The organism is Collinsella sp. CLA-ER-H6 (assembly GCF_040092305.1).
Taxonomy (GTDB): Bacteria; Actinomycetota; Coriobacteriia; order Coriobacteriales; family Coriobacteriaceae; genus Collinsella.
Window position 1 is genome coordinate 41,226 of record NZ_JBBNLS010000016.1, and the last position, 19,467, is coordinate 60,692.

The 19,467-nt window shown below is 61.6% G+C and carries 16 protein-coding genes and 1 tRNA gene; 12 read left to right on the forward strand and 5 right to left on the reverse strand.

The window, feature by feature from the left end:
* The first annotated feature begins 215 nt into the window (after window positions 1-215).
* The 5 genes from pckA (at window position 216) to AAAX77_RS07850 (ending at window position 4,823) form a co-directional block, all read left to right on the forward strand.
* Window positions 216-1,886, forward strand: a complete 1,671-nt coding sequence (pckA, locus tag AAAX77_RS07830; protein WP_349105673.1) for a phosphoenolpyruvate carboxykinase (ATP) — start codon at window positions 216-218, stop codon at window positions 1,884-1,886.
* 223 nt (window positions 1,887-2,109) lie between these two features.
* On the forward strand, window positions 2,110-2,829 hold the full coding sequence (locus tag AAAX77_RS07835; RefSeq protein WP_195192223.1) for a B3/4 domain-containing protein: 720 nt from the start codon (window positions 2,110-2,112) through the stop codon (window positions 2,827-2,829).
* A 169-nt stretch (window positions 2,830-2,998) separates the two neighbouring features.
* Window positions 2,999-3,448 carry a MarR family transcriptional regulator gene (locus tag AAAX77_RS07840; RefSeq protein ID WP_349105674.1) on the forward strand — a complete coding sequence of 150 codons (450 nt, stop codon included), beginning with the start codon at window positions 2,999-3,001 and terminating at the stop codon, window positions 3,446-3,448.
* Window positions 3,449-3,567: 119 nt separating this feature from the next.
* Window positions 3,568-4,422, forward strand: coding sequence for a DegV family protein (locus AAAX77_RS07845; protein ID WP_349105677.1), 855 nt, complete (start codon window positions 3,568-3,570; stop codon window positions 4,420-4,422).
* 80 nt (window positions 4,423-4,502) lie between these two features.
* Window positions 4,503-4,823: an MGMT family protein gene (locus AAAX77_RS07850; protein ID WP_349105680.1), complete on the forward strand. Its 321-nt coding sequence runs from the start codon at window positions 4,503-4,505 to the stop codon at window positions 4,821-4,823.
* Between the two features lie 393 nt (window positions 4,824-5,216).
* On the opposite strand, the gene trpS is transcribed toward AAAX77_RS07850, so the two are convergent.
* Together trpS and AAAX77_RS07860 are read right to left on the reverse strand one after the other, a co-directional pair.
* Window positions 5,217-6,266 (reverse strand): tryptophan--tRNA ligase, encoded by a 1,050-nt coding sequence (gene trpS, locus AAAX77_RS07855; protein WP_055286519.1) that lies wholly within the window; start codon window positions 6,264-6,266, stop codon window positions 5,217-5,219.
* 159 nt (window positions 6,267-6,425) lie between these two features.
* The gene (locus AAAX77_RS07860; RefSeq protein ID WP_195363218.1) at window positions 6,426-7,625 is read right to left on the reverse strand and encodes an MraY family glycosyltransferase; all 1,200 of its coding nucleotides are present in this window, start codon (window positions 7,623-7,625) and stop codon (window positions 6,426-6,428) included.
* A 525-nt stretch (window positions 7,626-8,150) separates the two neighbouring features.
* Here AAAX77_RS07860 and AAAX77_RS07865 point away from each other — a divergent pair.
* The 5 genes from AAAX77_RS07865 to proB all read left to right on the forward strand — a co-directional run bounded on the left by AAAX77_RS07865 (window position 8,151) and on the right by proB (window position 12,633).
* Window positions 8,151-9,089, forward strand: a complete 939-nt coding sequence (locus AAAX77_RS07865; protein WP_349105683.1) for a radical SAM protein — start codon at window positions 8,151-8,153, stop codon at window positions 9,087-9,089.
* Between the two features lie 150 nt (window positions 9,090-9,239).
* Window positions 9,240-9,312: transfer RNA gene (locus tag AAAX77_RS07870), tRNA-Ala, on the forward strand.
* A 64-nt stretch (window positions 9,313-9,376) separates the two neighbouring features.
* Window positions 9,377-9,835: a hypothetical protein gene (locus tag AAAX77_RS07875; RefSeq protein WP_349075171.1), complete on the forward strand. Its 459-nt coding sequence runs from the start codon at window positions 9,377-9,379 to the stop codon at window positions 9,833-9,835.
* An 84-nt stretch (window positions 9,836-9,919) separates the two neighbouring features.
* Window positions 9,920-11,425, forward strand: a complete 1,506-nt coding sequence (locus AAAX77_RS07880; protein WP_349105686.1) for a nicotinate phosphoribosyltransferase — start codon at window positions 9,920-9,922, stop codon at window positions 11,423-11,425.
* 80 nt (window positions 11,426-11,505) lie between these two features.
* Window positions 11,506-12,633, forward strand: coding sequence for a glutamate 5-kinase (gene proB / locus AAAX77_RS07885; protein WP_349105688.1), 1,128 nt, complete (start codon window positions 11,506-11,508; stop codon window positions 12,631-12,633).
* Window positions 12,634-12,732: 99 nt separating this feature from the next.
* Here proB and AAAX77_RS07890 read toward each other — a convergent pair whose 3' ends face one another.
* Window positions 12,733-14,151 (reverse strand): alpha/beta fold hydrolase, encoded by a 1,419-nt coding sequence (locus AAAX77_RS07890; protein ID WP_349105690.1) that lies wholly within the window; start codon window positions 14,149-14,151, stop codon window positions 12,733-12,735.
* A 112-nt stretch (window positions 14,152-14,263) separates the two neighbouring features.
* Here AAAX77_RS07890 and AAAX77_RS07895 point away from each other — a divergent pair, with 112 nt between their 5' ends.
* On the forward strand, window positions 14,264-15,550 hold the full coding sequence (locus AAAX77_RS07895) for a glutamate-5-semialdehyde dehydrogenase (protein ID WP_349105692.1): 1,287 nt from the start codon (window positions 14,264-14,266) through the stop codon (window positions 15,548-15,550).
* 70 nt (window positions 15,551-15,620) lie between these two features.
* Here the strand turns inward: AAAX77_RS07895 and AAAX77_RS07900 are convergent, their stop codons facing one another.
* On the reverse strand, window positions 15,621-16,220 hold the full coding sequence (locus AAAX77_RS07900; protein WP_161145052.1) for an HD domain-containing protein: 600 nt from the start codon (window positions 16,218-16,220) through the stop codon (window positions 15,621-15,623).
* Between the two features lie 108 nt (window positions 16,221-16,328).
* A complete protein-coding gene (locus AAAX77_RS07905) occupies window positions 16,329-16,814 on the reverse strand; it encodes a CarD family transcriptional regulator (RefSeq protein WP_006235480.1) in 486 nt (161 codons plus the stop codon).
* Window positions 16,815-17,156: 342 nt separating this feature from the next.
* On the opposite strand from AAAX77_RS07905, the gene argS reads away from it, so the two are divergent.
* The gene (gene argS / locus AAAX77_RS07910) at window positions 17,157-19,010 is read left to right on the forward strand and encodes an arginine--tRNA ligase (RefSeq protein ID WP_349105693.1); all 1,854 of its coding nucleotides are present in this window, start codon (window positions 17,157-17,159) and stop codon (window positions 19,008-19,010) included.
* The last annotated feature ends 457 nt before the right edge of the window (window positions 19,011-19,467 follow it).

Below are 19,467 nucleotides of genomic sequence, written 5' to 3' on the forward strand. Positions count from 1 at the left end.
GGGGACACTCCTTGGTTGTTGCCTGTTCAAGAGTGTCCCCAACGACTAGTCGTTTAAGAACGTCCCCAATGACTAGGCCGCTTGCCTGCGATTTTTGACCGTTGGGCGGGCGCTTTGCCGTTGCCGCAAAAACGTTTTTGCACATAGGGTACAACGGGCTTTACGTGAGTAAAGTGCGCGCTGCGTCCGCGTGTTGCGTTTTTAAAGGAGGCCCCATGCCTGGTGTTACCCCTGCAGAAGTTCTGTCCAACTTTGGTATTACGCTGGTCGAAGATCCCGCCGAGAATCAACCCCGTCTGCTGGTCGATCTGCCCGCCGCGGAGCTCGTCGAGCACGCTATCCGCCGCGAAGAAGGCCGCATGGCATCCAACGGCGCGCTGGTGATCGAGACGGGGGAGCATACCGGCCGTTCCCCCAATGACCGCTTTATCGTTGACACCCCCGATGTTCACGACAAGATCGCCTGGGGTGCGGTCAACCGCCCACTGTCCGTCGAGAGCTATGAGGCCATCAAGGCCGGCATCGTCGACTATCTCAACGAGCGCGACGTGTTCGTCACGCGCGGCATGGCGGGCGCTGACCGCAACCACACGCGTCGCCTGCTTGTTGCCTGCGAGCGTGCCAGCCAGGCACTCTTCATTAAGCAAATGCTCGCCCGTCCGCTCGCCCGCGAAATCGCGCGCACCGGCGAGCCCGACTTCTGCGTGCTCGCAGCGCCCGGTTACCAGTGCGATCCTGCCATCAAGGGCCTCAACTCCAGCGCCGCCGTGGTCATCAACTTCCAGGAGCGCGTGATTTTGGTCGCGGGTACCGGCTACTCCGGCGAAATCAAAAAGTCCATCTTCAGTGTCATGAACTACCTGCTGCCTGTCGAGGACGACGTGCTGCCCATGCATTGCTCGGCCAGCATGGATCCCGTCACGCACGAGACTGCCGTGTTCTTTGGCCTGTCCGGCACGGGCAAGACCACGCTTTCGGCCAATCCCACGCGCCTGCTGATCGGCGACGACGAGCACGGTTGGTCCGACATGGGTATCTTCAACATCGAGGGTGGCTGCTACGCAAAATGCGAGGGCCTGGACGCCTTCCACGAGCCCGAGATCTTCAACGCTGTCCGCTTTGGCGCGATCTGCGAAAACGTGGTGCTCGATGAGAACCGCAAACCCAACTACGACGACATCTCGATCACGCACAACACGCGCGTGGCCTATCCCGTGGAGCACATTCCTAACGCGTGGACTAAGGGCATGGGCACCACTCCGAGTGTCGTGCTGTTCCTGACTTGCGACGCTTTTGGCGTGCTGCCGCCCATCTCACGCCTGACGGCCGATGCCGCTATGTACCACTTTGTGACGGGCTTTACGGCTAAGATTCCCGGCACCGAGGTCGGCGTCACCGAGCCCACGCCCACGTTCTCTTCGCTGTTCGGCGAGCCGTTTATGCCGCTCGACCCCATGGTTTACGCCAAGATGCTTGGCGAGCGCATTGCCAACGGCCGCACACGCGTGTACCTGGTCAACACCGGCTGGATTGGCGGCGGCTACGGCGTGGGTCATCGCATCGAGCTGGCCTACACGCGCTCGCTGGTCGCGCGCGCCCTCGACGGCACCATCGAGGACAGCGAGTTCGTGCACGACGACATCTTTAACGTTGACATTCCCACGACGTGCCACGGCGTGCCCGATGGCATCCTGGTGCCGCGCCAATACTGGCAGAGCACCGCGCGCTACGACGAGGCCGCGCACAACCTGGCGGTGATGTTCGAGGAGAACTTCGAGAAGAAGTACTCGCACCTGCCCGAGTCCGTCAAAGCCGCCGGCCCGCACGCCCAGGTGTCCGCCGAGGCCCGTCATCGCGGCCGCGGCCTGCTGGGGCTCCGCCACTAGCGTCGCCTCAGACTCAAAACCACCATAAAGGGGGCACCTTTATGGTGGTTTTGCTCGCGTGGATGACTCGGGTTACAATACGCCTGACATATCGTCCCCTTCTCCGGATGGGGACAGCGCAAGCGTTCTTGTGACGGCACCGTAGGACTTTGAAGGTGGCCGTCGTGAGGGCGCTTTTTGTTTAGGCGCCCTCACTCGGGCGCGCATAATGAAGGGAGAGCGTATGAAGAGCTTTATTGCCGAGGATTCATTCTGGGAGCTGTTTCCGCAGGCAGCGGTCGGTGTTGTGGTCGTGGAGGGCATGAAGCCCACGGCTCAGATTCCTCAAGAGGACGTGGATGCGATTGCGGCGTTGCTCGACCGCGCCAATATCGATGCGGAGCGTCATCTGACCAGCGACACTATCAGCGAGAACGCACCGGTCAAGGCATGGCGCGAGGCCTATCGTCTGTTCAAGACCAAGAAAGGCGCGCGCTGCTCGATCGAGAACTTGCTCAAACGCGTGCTCAAAGGCAAGCCGGTGGGCCACATTACGCCCGCGGTGGATATTTACAATACGGTGTCGCTGACCTACGCGCTGCCCGTGGGAGGCGAGGATCTGCATGCGATCGAGGGAGACCTTCGCTTGAAGGTGACCGACGGTGGCGATGCGTTCTTGCCGCTTGGCGAGGAGGCGGACGATCCGACGCTGCCCGGCGAGCTCGCCTACATCGACGATGCGGGCGCTGTGTGCCGCTGCTGGAACTGGCGCGACGGCGTTCGCACGGCGCTGTCCGATGATTCGGCCGATGCGTTCCTGGCGATTGAGTGCGTGGAGCCCGAGCGGATGGGGGATTGCCAGGCCGCGATCGATCGCTTAGCCGAGCTGCTCGAGCGCTATCTGGGAGCGACGGTTGTCGTTAAGACCCTAGTGACCCGCGACAATCCCTGCGTGGAGCTGTAGCGGCGCCTAGAACCTATTGATGCCCCAAACCACCACAAAGGTGCCTGTCCCCTTTGTGGTGGTTTTTATGTTGATGGGTTAACAAATGGGATGTTTGGGTATGGGGGTTCGCACATGCGGCTAAGATGTTTACCCGTTAGCATCATGCAAGCGAAAGGCGGTCGTCACCATGCAGCGGAACGACGAGACACGTTTTGAGGACTTTGTCGGACTGATCAGCGGCCTCTACAAGGAGATTCAGCGTATCAAGACGTCCGAAGGTGCAAGGCTGGGCCTTAAGGGTTCCGACGTCATGTGCCTGTACTATCTTGAGCGCAGCAAGGACGGCCTGACTGGCGCCGACCTCGCCCGCATGGCCGGCGTTACCCGTGCCGCCGTTTCGCGCACACTGGCACATCTGGAGGAGGGTGGCTACGTCGAGGTCGACGACTCGGGCGATGCTGCCGTCAAGTACCGCGCTCCGGTTCGCCTGACTGCCCTGGGCGGCGAGAGCATGAGCGAGGCCGATCGCATCATTCGCGAAGTGCTCGACACCACCGGCAAGGCCATGGGCGTGGAGCAGCGCGAGCAGATGTACACGTCGCTGCGTACGATTCTTAACACTCTGCGCGAGATCTAGAGCCGCGCTGGCGCTAGCTTTCAGCCAGCAATTGCATAGTCCCGTTTGAGCACGTATACCGTGCCGGGACATTGCTGCCAAAATTCCCTGCGCGAGACCTGCGCAAGAAAGGATTCGCTATGTCCGTCCGCATTATTACCGATTCCGCAAGCGATATGTCGCCGGTCGAGCACCCAGCACTGGCCGTTTTGCCGCTGTCCGTCACCTTTGGCACCGATGTGTACATGGATGGCATCGACATCGATCACCAGCGCTTTTACGAGATGCTCGTGGAGCGCGATGAGCTGCCCAAGACCGGCCAGGTCAACCCGTACGCGTTTTCGCAGGCGATTGCCAAGGTTCGTGAAGCCGGCGATGAGGCTGTGATTATTACCGTGGGCGCTAAGCTTTCGGGCACCAATCAGAGTGCCCGTACCGCACTTGCCGAGGCGCCGGGCGGCGACGTGTACGTGGTGGATAGCAACAACGTCACTCTGGGTGAGCGTGTCCTGGTCGAGTATGCCCTGCGCCTGGTGGACGAGGGCCGTAGTGCGGCCCAGATCGCGGCGGCCGTCGAGGCCGTCCGTGACCGCGTGGTCGTCATCGGCCTGCTCGAGACGCTGGAGTACCTGGTTCGTGGCGGTCGTCTGTCTGCTGCGGCCGGCGCCGTGGGCACGCTGCTCAACGTAAAGCCTGTGGTGGCTGTCGAGGACGGTCTGATCGTGCAGCTGGGCAAGGCGCGCGGTTCCAAGAACGGCCGCAACCTGCTGAACCAAAAGGTCGAAAAGGCGGGCGGCATCGACTTTTCCATGCCGCTGGCGCTCGGCTATACGGGCCTTTCGGATGCGGTGCTCAAGAAGTATATCGAGGACAGCGCGGTACTTTGGGCTGGCCACACCGAGGGCGAGTTGCCCGTTCACACCATCGGCGCCACCATCGGTACCCACGTAGGCCCTGGCGCCGTAGCCGTAGCCTTCTTCCAGCCCGCCAACTAACTGACCTGCCATAAACCACCACAAAGGTGCCTGTCCCCTTTGCGGTGGTTTATGCTTTTCCGGGTGGAAGGGAGCGAGCAATGGCGTCTGAGGGCTTTTTTGAACGGGTGTACGAGGTGGTCGAGCAGATCCCCGAGGGGATGGTCGCCACGTATGGTCAGGTGGCGCTGCTTGCCGGTCGACCACGAAGTGCGCGGTATGTGGGGTATGCCCTGCATAGCAATCCGCACCCCGGCGAGATTCCCTGTCACCGCGTGGTGTTTGCCGACGGGCGCATATGCGAGGGTTTTGCTTTTGGCGGTCCCGATGCTCAACGTGAGCTTTTGCTAGGGGAGGGTGTGGCGTTTAAGGACGACATGCACGTCGACCTGGCCGTCTGTCGTTGGCCTGCCGGACTCTAACAGCTCTGCCGTGGCCAGAACCACCACAAAGGTGCCTGTCCCCTTTGTGGTGGTTTTCTGTTGCAGGTTTACCGGGGCTAACTTATGGAGAAGCTATGGCGGCAAATATTGATGCTGCAAAGTAAACCACGGTGAACTATATTGTATTCAGCAACGGAGCAGGCAATAGGCGATGAAAAAGCCTGCCCTGTTGAGTTTGATTCGCATTCCTCCCCTCTGTGCGATTCAACGGTGTACTTCGGGAACGGGCCCGCCGGCAACTGACTGCCGGCGGGCCCGTTCCTGTTTATCGGGGGAGTGCAATGGGCGGAGCCGAAGCAGTCCGGCTCCGAAAAAGGCGGACGTCGTAGCGCCCGCCCTAAAGCAATCGAAAGCTCAAGCCAGCAAATCGGTCTAGTACACCATGCCCATGGCGTCCTGAACCTCTGCCAGGGTCTGATCGGCGATCTCGTTGGCGCGACGGTTGCCCTCGTGCAGGACGTCCTTCACATAGTCCAGATCGTTCTCGTAGCGCTGGCGACGCTCGCGGATCGGTGCGAAGTACTCGTTGACGGCCTCGGTCACGTACTTCTTGAGCTGGCCGGAGCCGCCCATGCCAATCTCCTCGGCAATCTCGACCTCGGAACGGCCGGTGCAGATGGCGGCCGTCGAAAGCAGGCCGGACACGCCGGGGCGGTTCTCGGGATCGAACGTGATCATGCGCTCGGAGTCGGTCTGGCTCTTCTTGATGCGCTTGGCCGTCTCCTCGGCGGTCATCGAGATGTTGATGGCGTTGCCGTAGCTCTTGCTCATCTTGCGACCGTCCAGGCCGGGCAGCAGCGGGGTTTCGGACAGCAGCGCGTCGACCTCGGGGAACACCTTGCCGTAGCGGTTGTTAAAGCGGCGGGCGATGGTGCGGGTGAGCTCGATGTGCGGCAGCTGGTCGCGGCCGACGGGCACCACATTGCCCTTGCAGAACAGGATGTCGCAGGCCTGGTGCACCGGGTAGGTGAGCAGAAGGCCGGTGAGCTCGTGCCCCGAGGCCTCCATCTCGGCCTTGACCGTGGGGTTGCGCGCCAGCTCGGCCTCGGACACCAGCGACAGGAACGGCAGCATGAGCTGGTTGGCGGCGGGCACGGCGGAGTGCGCGTAGATCATGGTCTTGTCGGGGTCGATGCCGCAGGCAAGGTAGTCCATGACCATGTTGTACACGTTGTCCTGGATGTGCTCGGTGGTGTCGCGGTCGGTGATGACCTGGTAGTCGGCGATGAGTACGTTGGTCCTGGCGCCCATGTTCTGCAGCTCCACGCGGCCCTTGAGGGTGCCAAAGTAGTGACCCAGGTGCAGACGGCCGGTGGGGCGGTCGCCGGTAAGCATGGTGAACTTCTCGGGCGTCTTGGCCAGGCCCTCGCGAATGGCGTTGCTCTTTTGCAGCGCGACTTCGTAGCTGTTCTCGTTTGGCATAATTGCTCCTAACGTATGTTCATGGGTCAAGATGATAACGCGTTTATTGGAGGGGCGGGGCGTAAGTAGGCGAGGGGCGGGAGAGGGGTGGCTTGTGCGATGGGCGCGGCGCGGCCGCGCTTGGCCAACGGTGCCTTGGCACATCCTCGGCAGCTTGCCCTAGAGCTTGTGGTGGCGCTCTTCTTTGCGCTCCTCGGCTGCCTGCTCCTCCTGCTTAAAAGCGGGGTCGTCGGGGGTGACCAGCTCATCTTCGTGCGTGCGCTTGTTGTAATGGTGGAGCAGTACGGGCTCAAATAGATGTAGATGCTTGGCGAAGGCCGCCGAGCCAATGGCGAGCACGGTAAAGATGAGCACGCGCATGGGCACCTCGACCTGGTTAATCGCGGCGGCGCCGGCCGAAAGCATGATGCACCAGGCATAGATGAGCAGCACGGCCTGTTTTTGGTTGTAGCCTTCTTGGATCAGGCGGTGGTGGATGTGGCCCTTGTCGGCCTGCCCAATGCTAATGTGGGCGCGCTTGCGGCGCACAATGGCGCTAAACGTGTCGATGATGGGCACGCCGGCAACGATGAGCGGGATGATAAGCGAGGTGAGTGCGGCGGTGCGGCTCACGTTGAGCAGCGAGATGGAGCCCAGCGCAAAGCCCAGAAGCAACGACCCCGAGTCGCCCAAGAAGATGCTTGCGGGGTTGAAGTTGTAGCGCAAAAAGGCCAGACAGGCGCCAAAGAGCGCAATGGAGAGCGCGGCGGCGTCGATGCGGCCCGAGAGAACAGCCATCGAAAACATGGTGAACGATGCGATGCCGCAGATGCCCGTGGCCAAGCCGTCGAGGCCGTCGATGAGGTTAATGATGTTGGTGAATGCCACCAGATAGATCACGGTAATGGGGTAGGCGAGCCATCCGAGCATGATCTCGCCGGGAGCAAACGGGTTGACGATGACGCCGATCCGCAGGCCGCCCATGCAGGCGATAAGCGCGGCGAGGACCTGTCCGGCCAGCTTTTGCTTGGGCGTGAGCTGGAAGACGTCGTCGATAGCGCCGGTCGCAAAGATAACGGTAAAAGAAAGCGCAAGTATGGGGTAGCTGATGTGCAGACGGGGGTGGGGCACCAAAACGGGCGGCCAACCCAGGTACCAGGTGCCTAGGATTTGCACAGTGCAGGCGACGACCAGGCCCAAAAACACCGCCGTTCCGCCCAAACGCGGGATGGGCTTGGTGTTGATGCGGCGCTTAGAAGGATAGTCGACGGCGTCGAGCTTGATTGCCAGGCGCTTGACCAGGGGTACCGTGAGGAAGGTCGTGATAAAGGCCGCCGCTGCCACGCATAGGTACGGTATGTAGCTCGGGGATGAAGCCATGAATCTAAAAACCGCCAAGCGTCGAAGGAAAAGGTCAGAAGAACGCCATGCGCAAAGGGCATAGCCGAACCATAATACTCGACCAAGGGGGGTGCATGGAATTGCACGCAGCGATAATCACGCGCTTACCAGATATTGGGATGTTGTCGATGGCTTGTCGGGATGCCGGCGGGGATCCATATGGACTGTAATGGTGATTTTCGGCAAAAGAAAACCACCCCCCACGTTACGAAAATGAACCCACCTAAAACAGGTGGGTGCCCTCATCGACTGTTCCAGCGTCCTTAACAACGAAGGATACCTGTACTAGGTACGACTGTGTGGGCTCCCTAAATAAACGCGACGGTTCACCCAGTTGCTCCGCGGGGGGCGGAATACCTACATCATAAAGCGGCACTTTATCGATTCCAGTCTTGACATTACAAAAATCGTGTCGGACGATTACGGCGCCTTGGGCTCGAGCCGTCTGTGGGGTTGATCCCTTTACGTTTGAGCTGCTGAATCGTTGTTTTGGAGCATGGTTTTATGCCGACGTCGTTGACCGAACTTTTTTCGCCCGCCTGCCATTTGTGTCCGCGCCGTTGCGGTGCGGCGCGCGATGAGGGCGCGCACGGCGTCTGCGGTGCTAACGACACGCTCAAGGTGGCCCGCGCCTCGCTTCATATGTGGGAGGAGCCGCCTATCTCGGGCGAGGCCGGTTCGGGCACGATCTTCTTTAGCGGCTGCTCGCTCAAATGTATCTACTGCCAGAACCACGAGATCTCGACCGGCAATTTTGGCCTTGAGATTTCGCCTGAGCGCCTGGTCGAGATTATGCTGGAACTGCAGGACCAGGGTGCCAACAACATCAATTTGGTGACGGCGACGCACTATGCGCACCTGTTGCCTGCCGCGATTGCCGCGGCACGGGCGCGCGGACTGGTTATCCCAATCGTCTACAACACGAGTGGTTACGAGCGCGCGAGTGCCGTGGCGGCGCTGGGCGACCTGGTCGATGTGTGGCTCACCGACTTTAAATATGCCGATGCCGGGCTTGCGCAGTCGCTCTCCCATATAAAGGATTACCCGCGTGTGGCCGTGTCGGGTCTGGCCCAGATGGCGCGCGAGATCGAGCGCCGCGGGGGAGAGTTGGTGGACGAGGACGGGCTTATGAAGCGTGGCATGATCGTGCGTCACCTGGTGCTTCCGGGGCATGCAGACGATTCGTGTCGCGTGCTGGACCTGGTGTGGCAGACGGTGGGCGACGTGCCGATCTCGGTTATGAACCAGTACACGCCCAATGCGCTCATGCGCGAGCAGGGCGGCGACCTGGCACGCGCCGTGACGCGTGAGGAGTACGAGCAGGTGCTCGACCATGCCGACGACCTGGGTTTTACGACGATGTTCTGGCAAGAGGGCGGCGCGGTAGACGAGAGCTTCACCCCGGCCTTCGACACCACCGGTGTTCTTACCAGCGCAAAGTAGTGCGTTCGTCGATGATTTTTCTGGGACGGGGATAAAAAATCATCGAGAGGATCGCCTGTTCGAAAAGTTGTCAAAATAGCCGCGCCCCAAAAAGACTGGTTATTGGGCGTTGACAGTTGGCGAGCCGTAGGTAAAATATCGACTTGTCCTGGGGACGTAGCTCAGTTGGGAGAGCGCTGCCGTCGCATGGCAGAGGCCGAGGGTTCGACTCCCTTCGTCTCCACCCTTGGATTTGATAAGCCGCTGACATTGTGTCGGCGGCTTTTTTTAAAAGAAAGGGCTATACCATGGCCGAGCTTGAGTCCCAACCATTGTCCGACGAGGAGCGCGCTGAGTTGGAAGAGCTCCGCGCTGAGAAGGCCCGCCGCGAGGCTCGGGAAGAGGCCCGTCGCGAGCGTGAGGAGCTGGCTGCCCTGCGCGCCGAGCGTGCGAAGGCCGAGGAGGTCGCCTTGAACGCCGCATCCGAGCGCAAGCCCGCGCCCGCACCCAAGCCCGCTGCTGCGAAGCCTGCACCTGCCGCGCCCAAACCTCAGCCTAAAAAGGCCGCTCGTCTTAAGTCCGTCGAGCCCAAGCCGAGCCGTGACGAGATGACCTTTGCCCAGCGCATGGTTACCTCCAAGGAACCTACGGGCGAGAACGAGATCCCTGGCATGGCGCCGGCTCAAAAAATCATCATTGTCCTTGCCCTCATCGCGTTTGTCATCTTTATGGGCTACACGATCCTGACCAGCATGGGCCTGCTCTAACCGATTTGCATCGGGCGTCATGTCCGCATGCTCTGCTCTCGTCCAACCCTCAAATTCTGCACCACACATCCGAAAGGTCGCCCCATGGCTTTGACCGATATCTCTCATCCCACCGACATCGCAATGCTCACCGATCTGTACGAACTCACTATGGCCCAGGGCCTGTGGGAGAGCGGCAAGGCCAATGAGCAGGGTTGTTTTACCGCGTTTTACCGCGACCATCCCTTTGGCAGCGCCTATGCCGTCATGTGCGGCACCGCCGAGCTGCCCGAGCTAGTCGAGAATCTGCGCTTTACGCCCGAGGATATCGACTACCTCGCCTTGCTCCAGGCCCCGGCCGGCGGCGCGATGTTCAAGTCCGCATTCCTCGACTACCTGCGCGATTTTCGTGCGCATGTAAACATCGACGCCGTGCCCGAGGGCGAGCTCGTCTTTCCACGCGAGCCCATGGTGCGCGTCACCGGTCCTGCGCTCGAGTGCCAGCTGCTTGAGACGGCGCTGCTCAATATCGTCGGGTTCCAGACACTTGTCGCCACCAAGACGGCGCGAGTGGTGCTGGCGGCGGACGGCCGTCCCGTGGCCGAGTTTGGCCTGCGCCGAGCCCAGGGTCCCGATGGCGGCCTGGCCGTTGCGCGCGCGAGCTACGTCGCCGGCTGCTCCTCTACGTCCAATGTGCTCGCCGGCCGCCGCTACGGTATTCCCGTCTTTGGCACGCATGCGCACAGCTGGGTGATGAGCTTCGATTCCGAGCTCGAGGCCTTCCGCGCCTTTGCCAAGTCGAGCCCCAAGAACTGCACGCTGCTCATCGACACCTACGATGTGCGCGAGGGCTGCGAGCATGCCATTACGGTTGCCAAGGAGATGGAGGCGGCGGGCGAGCGCCTGTCGGCTATTCGCATTGACTCGGGCGACCTCGCCAAGCTCTCCAAGTATGTCCGCGGTCGTTTCGATGCCGAGGGCCTGCCCTATGTGGGGATCTCGGTTTCTAACGATCTGGATGAGTACACGATTCAGTCGCTGCTCGACCAGGGCGCGCCCATCGATAGCTTTGGCGTGGGCACCAAGCTCGCGACCTGCTACGACCAGCCGGCGCTGGGCGGCGTGTACAAGCTTTCCGCCCGCCGTGCGAGCGAGGCCGACCCGTGGACGCCGGTGGTCAAGCTCTCCGAGCAGCCCTACAAGCGCACGATCCCGGGCGTGCAGCGCGTGCGCCGTTATTACGACGGCTTTGGCGGCCCGGTCTGCGACATGATCTACGACGAGGACCATCTGGTGGGGGAGGGCGCCGCGCGCGGCAATACCCTCGTGGCCGTGAATGATGCCGCCCTGGTGACCGACGTGTCGGAGCTTGAGTATCGCGAGCTGCTGGTGCCGATCGTGCGCGATGGCAGCGCAGTGGCTCCGCGTGAGAGCATCCAGGACGCGCGCGAGCGCTGTGCTTGGGCAATCGATCATCTGGACGCGGCTTTCAAGCGTTTCCTGTATCCGCAGACCTACGTGGTGGGTATGGAACAGGGCCTGGCCCAGGTGCGCGACGAGCTCGTGCGCAAGAACATGGCCGCGGCATCGGCCTTCCCCTGGGCAAAATGATCCGCATGCGACGGAGGAAAACGGACCATTTACTCGCTCGCCTGTTCGCCCGCCCGCTCATCATTCGATTGGTTTGACGTATGACAACTTGTTATAAAACGATGGTGGTAAAGATCGGTTCGTCCACGGTGGTGGGCGCCGATGGCAAGGTCAACCGCGCCTTTATCGGCGGACTTGCCGATCAAGCCGCAGCGCTGCGCAAGCTCGGCTGGCGTCTGGTCGTGGTGAGCTCGGGCGCTATCGCCTGTGGCTATCCCGTGTTGGGCTTCGACCGCAAGCCGGTCGGCGACCTTCCGAGCCTGCAGGCCTGCGCCTCGGCTGGTCAGTGCATCATCTCGTCGGCCTACGACGAGGAGTTCCATGCGCGCGACCTGCTCACCTCGCTCGTGCTGCTCACGCGTCACGACACGGCGCGTCGCACGTCCTACCTGCACGCGCGCGACGCCCTGCTGCGTCTGGTGGAGCTGGGCGTGGTGCCGGTCGTCAACGAGAACGACACCGTTACCGTCGACGAGATCAAGTTTGGCGACAACGACACGCTGGCGGCGCTCGTGAGCTGCCTGGTTTCCGCCGACCTGTGCGTGACGCTGTCCGACATCGACGGCCTCTACACCGCCAATCCGCACGAGGATCCGACGGCCGAGTTTGTCCCGGTCGTGCATAAGATCGATGCCAAGATCATTGCCTCGGCGGGTGATTCTTCGACCTCGGTGGGTACGGGCGGCATGATCACCAAGATTCGCGCGAGCCGCATCCTGATGACGGCGGGCATTCAGAGCGTGATTTGCTCGGGCGAGGAGCCCGATGCCCTCGTGCGTCTCGCCCGCGGCGAGAGCGTGGGAACCCTGTTCGATCCGCCGGCGGAGCGCCTGGACATCGCACCCCGCAAACTGTGGATCGCGCTGGGCGACAAGGCGCACGGCTCGGTGACGGTCGATGATGGTGCCGCGAAGGCGCTGGTTAGCCGTGGCTCTTCCCTGCTTGCGGTGGGTATTCGCGAGGTCGATGGCCAGTTTGCCGAGGGCGATGTGCTCGACGTGTGCGACCCGAGCGGTATGGTTGTCGCCCGCGGTATCGCCGAGGCCGATTCGGACGTGCTGGAACTTGCTGCCGGTCGCCGCCAGGACCAGATCGCCAGCAACCGCCTGCTCGCTAACTTGGCCGAGAAGCCGGCGATACACAGGGATAACTTGATCGTATTTGCATAAAGAAAGACAGCGCTGCGAATCGTTTCCCGCAGCGCTGTCTTTTTCGTGCCGGCACTTGGGGACGTTCCTATTGTGCCGGCAGGTGGGGACACTCCTTTGCTAGAAGATCCGGCGCAGGTCTGCGCGGTTGAGGGCTTCGTCGAAGAGGTGCTTGAACACCACGCTGCCGTGCAGGCCGTCGTGCTCGAACTCGTTGGTCACCCAGGCATGCGAGTTGCCCACGCGGCTGAGCGTATCGAGCTGCAGGCCCGAATCCACGTACATGTCGTCGAAATACACCGCGGCCTGGAGCGGCACCTCGTTGCAGGCCAGGCGCTGCGGGTCGTAGATCTTGTCCCAGCTGGTGTCTTCCATCAGCAGGTCCATGGCGGGCTTAAACGGCTTAAGCTCGGGCATCTGCTCAAACATCCACGGGAACATGGCCTCGCCGGTAAACATGAGCGGGCGCGCGAGCGTGTCGAACTCGGCGCGGTGTGCCTTCTCTTCAGCCGCGGCCCAGCGAATGGGCATGGTGTCGCCGTCGGCGTATATGAACTCCTGCAGCGTCCAGTACAGCGGATTCGTGCGCGTGTTGGTGCGCTCGAAGGCGCGCATCAAAAAGCTGTCGGATACCGAGGAGCCGCAGCTCAGCGTACCGTCGCCAGTAACAAACGCGTGATCGATAATCCAATGCATGCGCTCAAAGCTCGGCTTCATGCCAAAGTCGCTGCCCATGAGCTGTAGGCGCTCGACCGTCATCGGCGAGCCGTCGGGCAGCACGGGCTTCTGAGCCTCGAGCGCATCGGCCAGGGCTGCCACGCGGTCGACGTCAGCGGGGTAGCGGTCATAATACTGCTGCGTCTTGGCGGCCATGCGCGGGAAGGTGTGCGCGTAGACCTCGCTTGCGCTCGCCGGCACGTGGGGGATGCCGCCGCAGGTAAAGCTTGCCGCTATGCCCTCGGGGAAGAGCGACAGATAGCTCAACGTCAAAAAGCCGCCGTAGCTCTGCCCGAGTGTGACCCAGGGCTTGCCGCCAAAGCCCACCAGGCGCAGGTACTCAAAATCGCGCACGATGGAGCTGGCGAGGTGGCGCTTGAGGAAATCCGCCTGCGAGCGTGCGGCATCGGAGCCGGCCGCCGTCGCGCGCTCGCCCAGTGCGGCAATCGTGCGCCCGTCTACACAGCTGCTGCGCCCGGTGCCGCGCTGGTCGGGCAGGACCACGCGGAAGTGCTTGACGGCCTCCTCGATCCAGCCGTCGCTTGTGGGCGACAGCGGACGCGGGCTCTCGCCGCCGGGGCCGCCCTGCAAAAACAGGAGCAGCGGCAGATCGTCGTTGATGCGGTCGGGCGCGCAAACCACGCGGTAGAAGAGCTTGATGCTCTCGGGCGCGCCGGCGATTGGTGCCGGCATGGCGCCGCGGCGCATGGTGCTGCCGACGGCCAGGAGCATCGGCTCCAGGCCGCGCCAGTCAAGGGGGACGTCGATGCTGTGGTCCTCGACGTAAAGGCCGGGGACGTGGTACGAAGTGATGAGGGCCATGTGAGTCTTCCGTTCGTTGCGGTGTTTCGGGTTGACCAATTCTACCGCCGCGGGCGAGGCCATGCGCAAATCGGCTACCATGGTTGCAAACTTCTAGGAGAAAGGGCCGCCCATGTCGGTCGATATAGCCACGTACGTCCACGATCTTGCCGTTGCCGCCAAGGCAGCGTCGGCCTCGCTTGCCACGGCGAGCGATGAGCAGCGTCAGGAGGCCGTGCGCGCCATGGCCGCGGCGCTGCGCGATGGCGTCGATTCCATCGTTGCCGCCAACGATCTCGATATGTCCGCCGCGCGCGATGCGGGTACCTCGGCCGGACTGCTCGATCGCCTGCTGCTGACGCCCGAGCGCGTCGAGGGCATGGCCGCCGGCCTGGAAAAGCTCGCCGAGCTGCCCGATCCCGTGGGCCGCGTGCTCGACCACCGCGTGCTTGCAAGCGGCGTGGACCTGACCCGCGTGAGTGTGCCGCTGGGCCTGGTCGCTATGGTCTACGAGGCGCGCCCCAACGTGACGGCCGACGCCGCAGGCATCTGCATCCGTACCGGCAACGCCTGCATTCTGCGCGGCGGCTCGCTGGCCTATCACTCGTGTGCCATGATCGCCGAGCTGCTGGCCGATGCGCTCGAGGCCAAGGGCTTCCCGCGCGAGGCCGTGTCGATGATCGAGTCCACCGACCGCGAGGCCACCGGCGAGCTCATGAAGCTCCGCGGTATTGTCGACGTACTCATTCCGCGCGGCGGTGCAGGCCTGATCCAGCGCTGCGTGCGCGAGTCGCTTGTGCCGGTGATCGAGACGGGCACGGGCAACTGCCACATCTACGTGCATGAATCCGCCGACTTTGATAAGGCGCTCAACATTATCGTTAATGCCAAGACCCAGCGCGTAGGCGTGTGCAATGCCGCCGAGTCGCTGCTGGTCGACCGTGCTGTGGCCGATGCGTTTTTGCCCGCGGTCGTGACCGTGCTGCATGACCACGGCGTGCTGATTCACGGCGACGAGGCAACCTGCGCCGCATGCGCCGATGCCGGGCTTGTGGAGGGCGATGACTACGTCGCCGCGACTGAGGAGGACTGGGGTCGCGAGTACCTGGCGCTCGAGATGAGCGTGAAGGTCGTGGCAAACGAGGACGAGGCCATCGCACACATCAACCGCTACGGCACGATGCACTCCGAGGCCATCGTTGCCGAGGATACGGATGCTTGCGAGCGCTTCCTCGATGCTGTCGATGCCTCGGCCGTGTACTCCAACGCCAGCACTCGCTTCACTGACGGCGGCGAGTTTGGCCTGGGTGCCGAGATCGGCATCTCGACCCAAAAACTCCACGCCCGTGGCCCCTTTGCCGCCGAGGCCCTCACCACCTACAAATACAAGCTCCGCGGCACCGGCCAGGTCCGTCCCTAACGCCCGCGCAAACAAAAACCACCACAAAGGTGCCTGTCCCCTTTGTGGTGGTTTTAGGTGGCGTTGACGGTTAGGCCTGGAAGGTATCTCGGTCGGGGGCGAAGGACTGCATGGCCGCGATGGTGCGGTCAAAGAGCTCGGGGAGCTCCCAGCCCAACATCTCGGCGCCCTGCGAAATCACGTCGCGCGAGCAGCCGGCGGCAAAGCGTTTGTCCTTGAACTTCTTCTTGAGCGACTTAGTCGTAAAGTCCATAACGCTCTTGCTCGGGCGCATGATGACGGCAGCGCCGATCAGGCCGGTGAGCTCATCGCAGGCAAACAGGATCTTTTCCATCTGCAGCTCGGGCTTGGGTAGTGAGGTGTTGAAGTCCGACGTGTGCGTCTGGATGGCGCGAATGAGCTCGGGAGACGCACCTTCGCCCTCAAGAATCTCGGCAGCATAGATGGTGTGGTTAATGGGGTCGTCCTCGTGCTCCTCCCAATCCAGGTCGTGCAGCAGACCGACGATGCCCCAAAACTCCTCGTTCTCGGGGTCGAACTCGCGCGCAAAGTAGCGCATAGTGCCCTCGACCGTCTCGCCATGGGTGATATGGAACGGGTCCTTGTTGTGCTCATTGAGCAGTTCGAACGCGCGGTCGCGGGTGATTCCGGCGGTAAGCGGCTCTGCCATAAGAGACTCCTTGTGCTCGTGGGTATCGATAAGAATGAATACTACTAGAACAAGAAAACCACCACAAAGGTGCCTGTTCCCTTTGTGGTGGTTTTTGGCGCGGATGGGTTAGTTGAGGGCGGCTTGGGCTAGGCGGGCTTCGGCGGCCTCCTCGGTGACGCCAAGGGCCACGGCGAACTCCTCGATGGAGCGGCGTTTGGCCTCCTTGAGTACGCGCATGTAGTAGGAGCTGGGTTTTTTATCAGCTTCCTCGGCCTGGCGAATGCGGTGCATCATGGTCTTTGCCACGCGGACCGTCTCGGGCGCGCCCAGCTTGAGCTGCTGCTTAAAGTGTGTCTCCTCAAGCGAGCTGTTGCGCTCGGTAAAGGTGTCGCACTCCAGCTCGTCATAGTGGCTCAGCAGGTGCTCGGCATCTTGCTGAGAGATGGCGGCGTGCAGACGGTCGGCCTGCGCCACGGGGTACATGAGGATCGTCTGCGCATGTCCCTGCTTGGTCTCGAGCAGCAGCATGGGCTGCGGTGTGTCGTCCCTAAAACCGACGACGGTGCAGACTCCCTGGCCCGGATGAATGACGTGTTGACCGATTGAGAACATGCTACCTCCAACTTATACGAATTTACGTATGTCTAGAATAACACGCTGACGTGCGCAAACCCGTACTTTATGCAGGAAAAGCACACAACTCTGATAGGTAAGAGTATTCGATAACAGACGCAGCTCATTCACACCTTTATGCATTTTCAACGCCTGCATAATCTGCAGGCAGACCGGCATCTTTGAGTGACTCCATACAAGCTGTAGTCATTTTTGTGCATATGCAATATCTATTAGCTTTACCCTGCGACAGTGCCCGTCGCTTGTGATAGAGTGCTACAAACTCTGGCTTTTGCCCTACGAGTGACCAAGAGCTCGGGGGCTTTAACACAAGGAGGATCTATGCCCGAGAAGATTGAAGAGCTGGTACGCGCTGCGCTTGCTGCGGCCCAGGAGGCCGGCGACCTTTCCGCATTTGAACTTGACGATTGCGCTATCGAGCGACCGGCTGACACTTCTCATGGCGAGTGGACCTCTACCATGGCCCTGAAGTCCGCCAAGCTGGCCCACTGCGCCCCGCGCAAGATCGCCGAGGCCATCGTTGCCCATATGCCCGAGGACCCCGCGATCGAGAAGGTCGAGATCGCAGGCCCCGGCTTCATCAACTTCTACCTCTCCGTTGCCGTCAAGAATGCCATCTTTGGCGAGGCTCGCGAGAAGGGTATGGACTTCGCTAAGTCCAACGTCGGTGGTGGCCTGAAGACCCAGGTCGAGTTCGTTTCCGCCAACCCCGTCGGCCCCATGCACATCGGCCACGGCCGCTGGGCCGCGCTGGGCGACTCGCTCTGCCGCGTTATGGATCACGCCGGTTACGACATCCAGCGTGAGTTCTACATCAACGACCACGGCTCTCAGATGAACACCTTCGGCAACTCCATCAGCACGCGCTATATGCAGCTTGCCGACATCATCACCAAGCAGGGCGTGGATATCGACGAGGCTCACAAGCTGCTGATCGCCGACCGCGACGCCTTTGTTGCCGACGAGAACGACGAGCACCCCGAGACCCATCCGTATCAGGACAACTTTGCCGAGACCCTGGGCAAGGACTCCTATGGCGGCGACTACATCATCGACGAGGCTGCCGAGTTCTGGCGCACCGACGGCGATAAGTGGGTCGACGCCGACCCGCAGGAGCGTATGGAGAGCTTCCGCGAGCGCGGCTATGTGAAGATGGTCGACAACATGCGCGACCTCTGCCACGCCGTCAATTGCGACTTCGATCGTTGGTACTCCGAGCGTTCGCTGTATGTGAAGGACACCGAGGGTGAGACCGCCGGCACCTCCGCCGTCGACCGCGCTTTTGAGAAGCTCGACAAGATGGGCTACCTCTACACCAAGGACGGCGCCCTGTGGTTCCGCTCCACCGACCTGGGCGATGACAAGGACCGCGTCCTGATCAAGTCCGACGGCGAGTACACCTACTTCGCCTCCGACGTTGCCTATCACTGGGATAAGTTCCAGCGCGTCGACCACGTCATCGACATCTGGGGCGCCGACCACCACGGCTACATCGAGCGCGTCCGCTGCGTCTGCGACGCTCTTGGCTATCCCGGCAAGTTCGAGGTTCTGCTGGGCCAGCTCGTCAACCTGCTGCGTAACGGCAAGCCCGTCCGTATGTCCAAGCGCAAGGGCACCATGGTGACCCTGCAGGAGCTCGTCGACGAGGTCGGCTCCGATGCCGCTCGCTACACGCTCATCTCCAAGAGCTCCAACCAGATGGTCGACTTCGATATTGAGGCCGTCAAGAAGCGCGACAACTCCAACCCGGTGTACTACGTGCAGTACGCTCACGCCCGCGTGTGCTCCATCCTGCGCCGTGCTGCTGACGTTACGCCCAAGCAGGCTGACGAGATGGGCATGAAGGCCGTCGCCGCCAAGGCCATCGGTGAGAACGTCGATTACTCGCTGCTGACCGACCCGACCGAGCTCGCCCTTTCGCGCAAGCTCAACGAGCTCACCGACCTCATCGCCAGCTGCGCTCGCGACCGCGCCCCGTTCCGTCTGACGCACTTTGCCGAGGAGCTTGCCGGCGACTTCCACAGCTTCTACGCTGCCTGCCAGGTTCTGCCGAGCGAGGGCCGTCCCGTCGACCCCGAGCTTTCGCGCGCCCGTCTGGCTGCTTGCGACGCCGTCCGCGTGACGCTCGCTCTGGTGCTCACCCTCGTTGGCGTTTCCGCGCCCGAGCAGATGTAAGCTACGGGTCATTTGACCGTGTAGGTTTGGTTTAACTGAGCCTTGAAAGCCCGATCTCCCACGGAGGTCGGGCTTTTTGCAAACGCCGTCGTATTGACGAATTTGGAACTGCTGGAAATACGAAACTATGCCGGTTTACTACGATGAAATGAGAAATTCCAACTACGCCGGCTTTTCGCAAAAAAGTGCAAGGCATCTACCTGCGGTTTTAGTTCAACAAGTTTCGGAGTGGTCGCGGTTGAGCGATTCATCGTAGTAAACCGTCATAGTTTTGGTGGAGGCAGTCAGATTTGTGGGTGTTAAACCAAAGATTGTCCCTTTTGACTAGTCGGTTGATTTCCGATCTCAGCCGAACACTTTGAGCGGATAGGCCGTTCCCGCAGTTAGCTGAACGCCCCCGCGGCCCCTCCTGGGGTCCGGGGGCGCCGTTTTCCCAGTTGAAGGAACGGTGGAGATG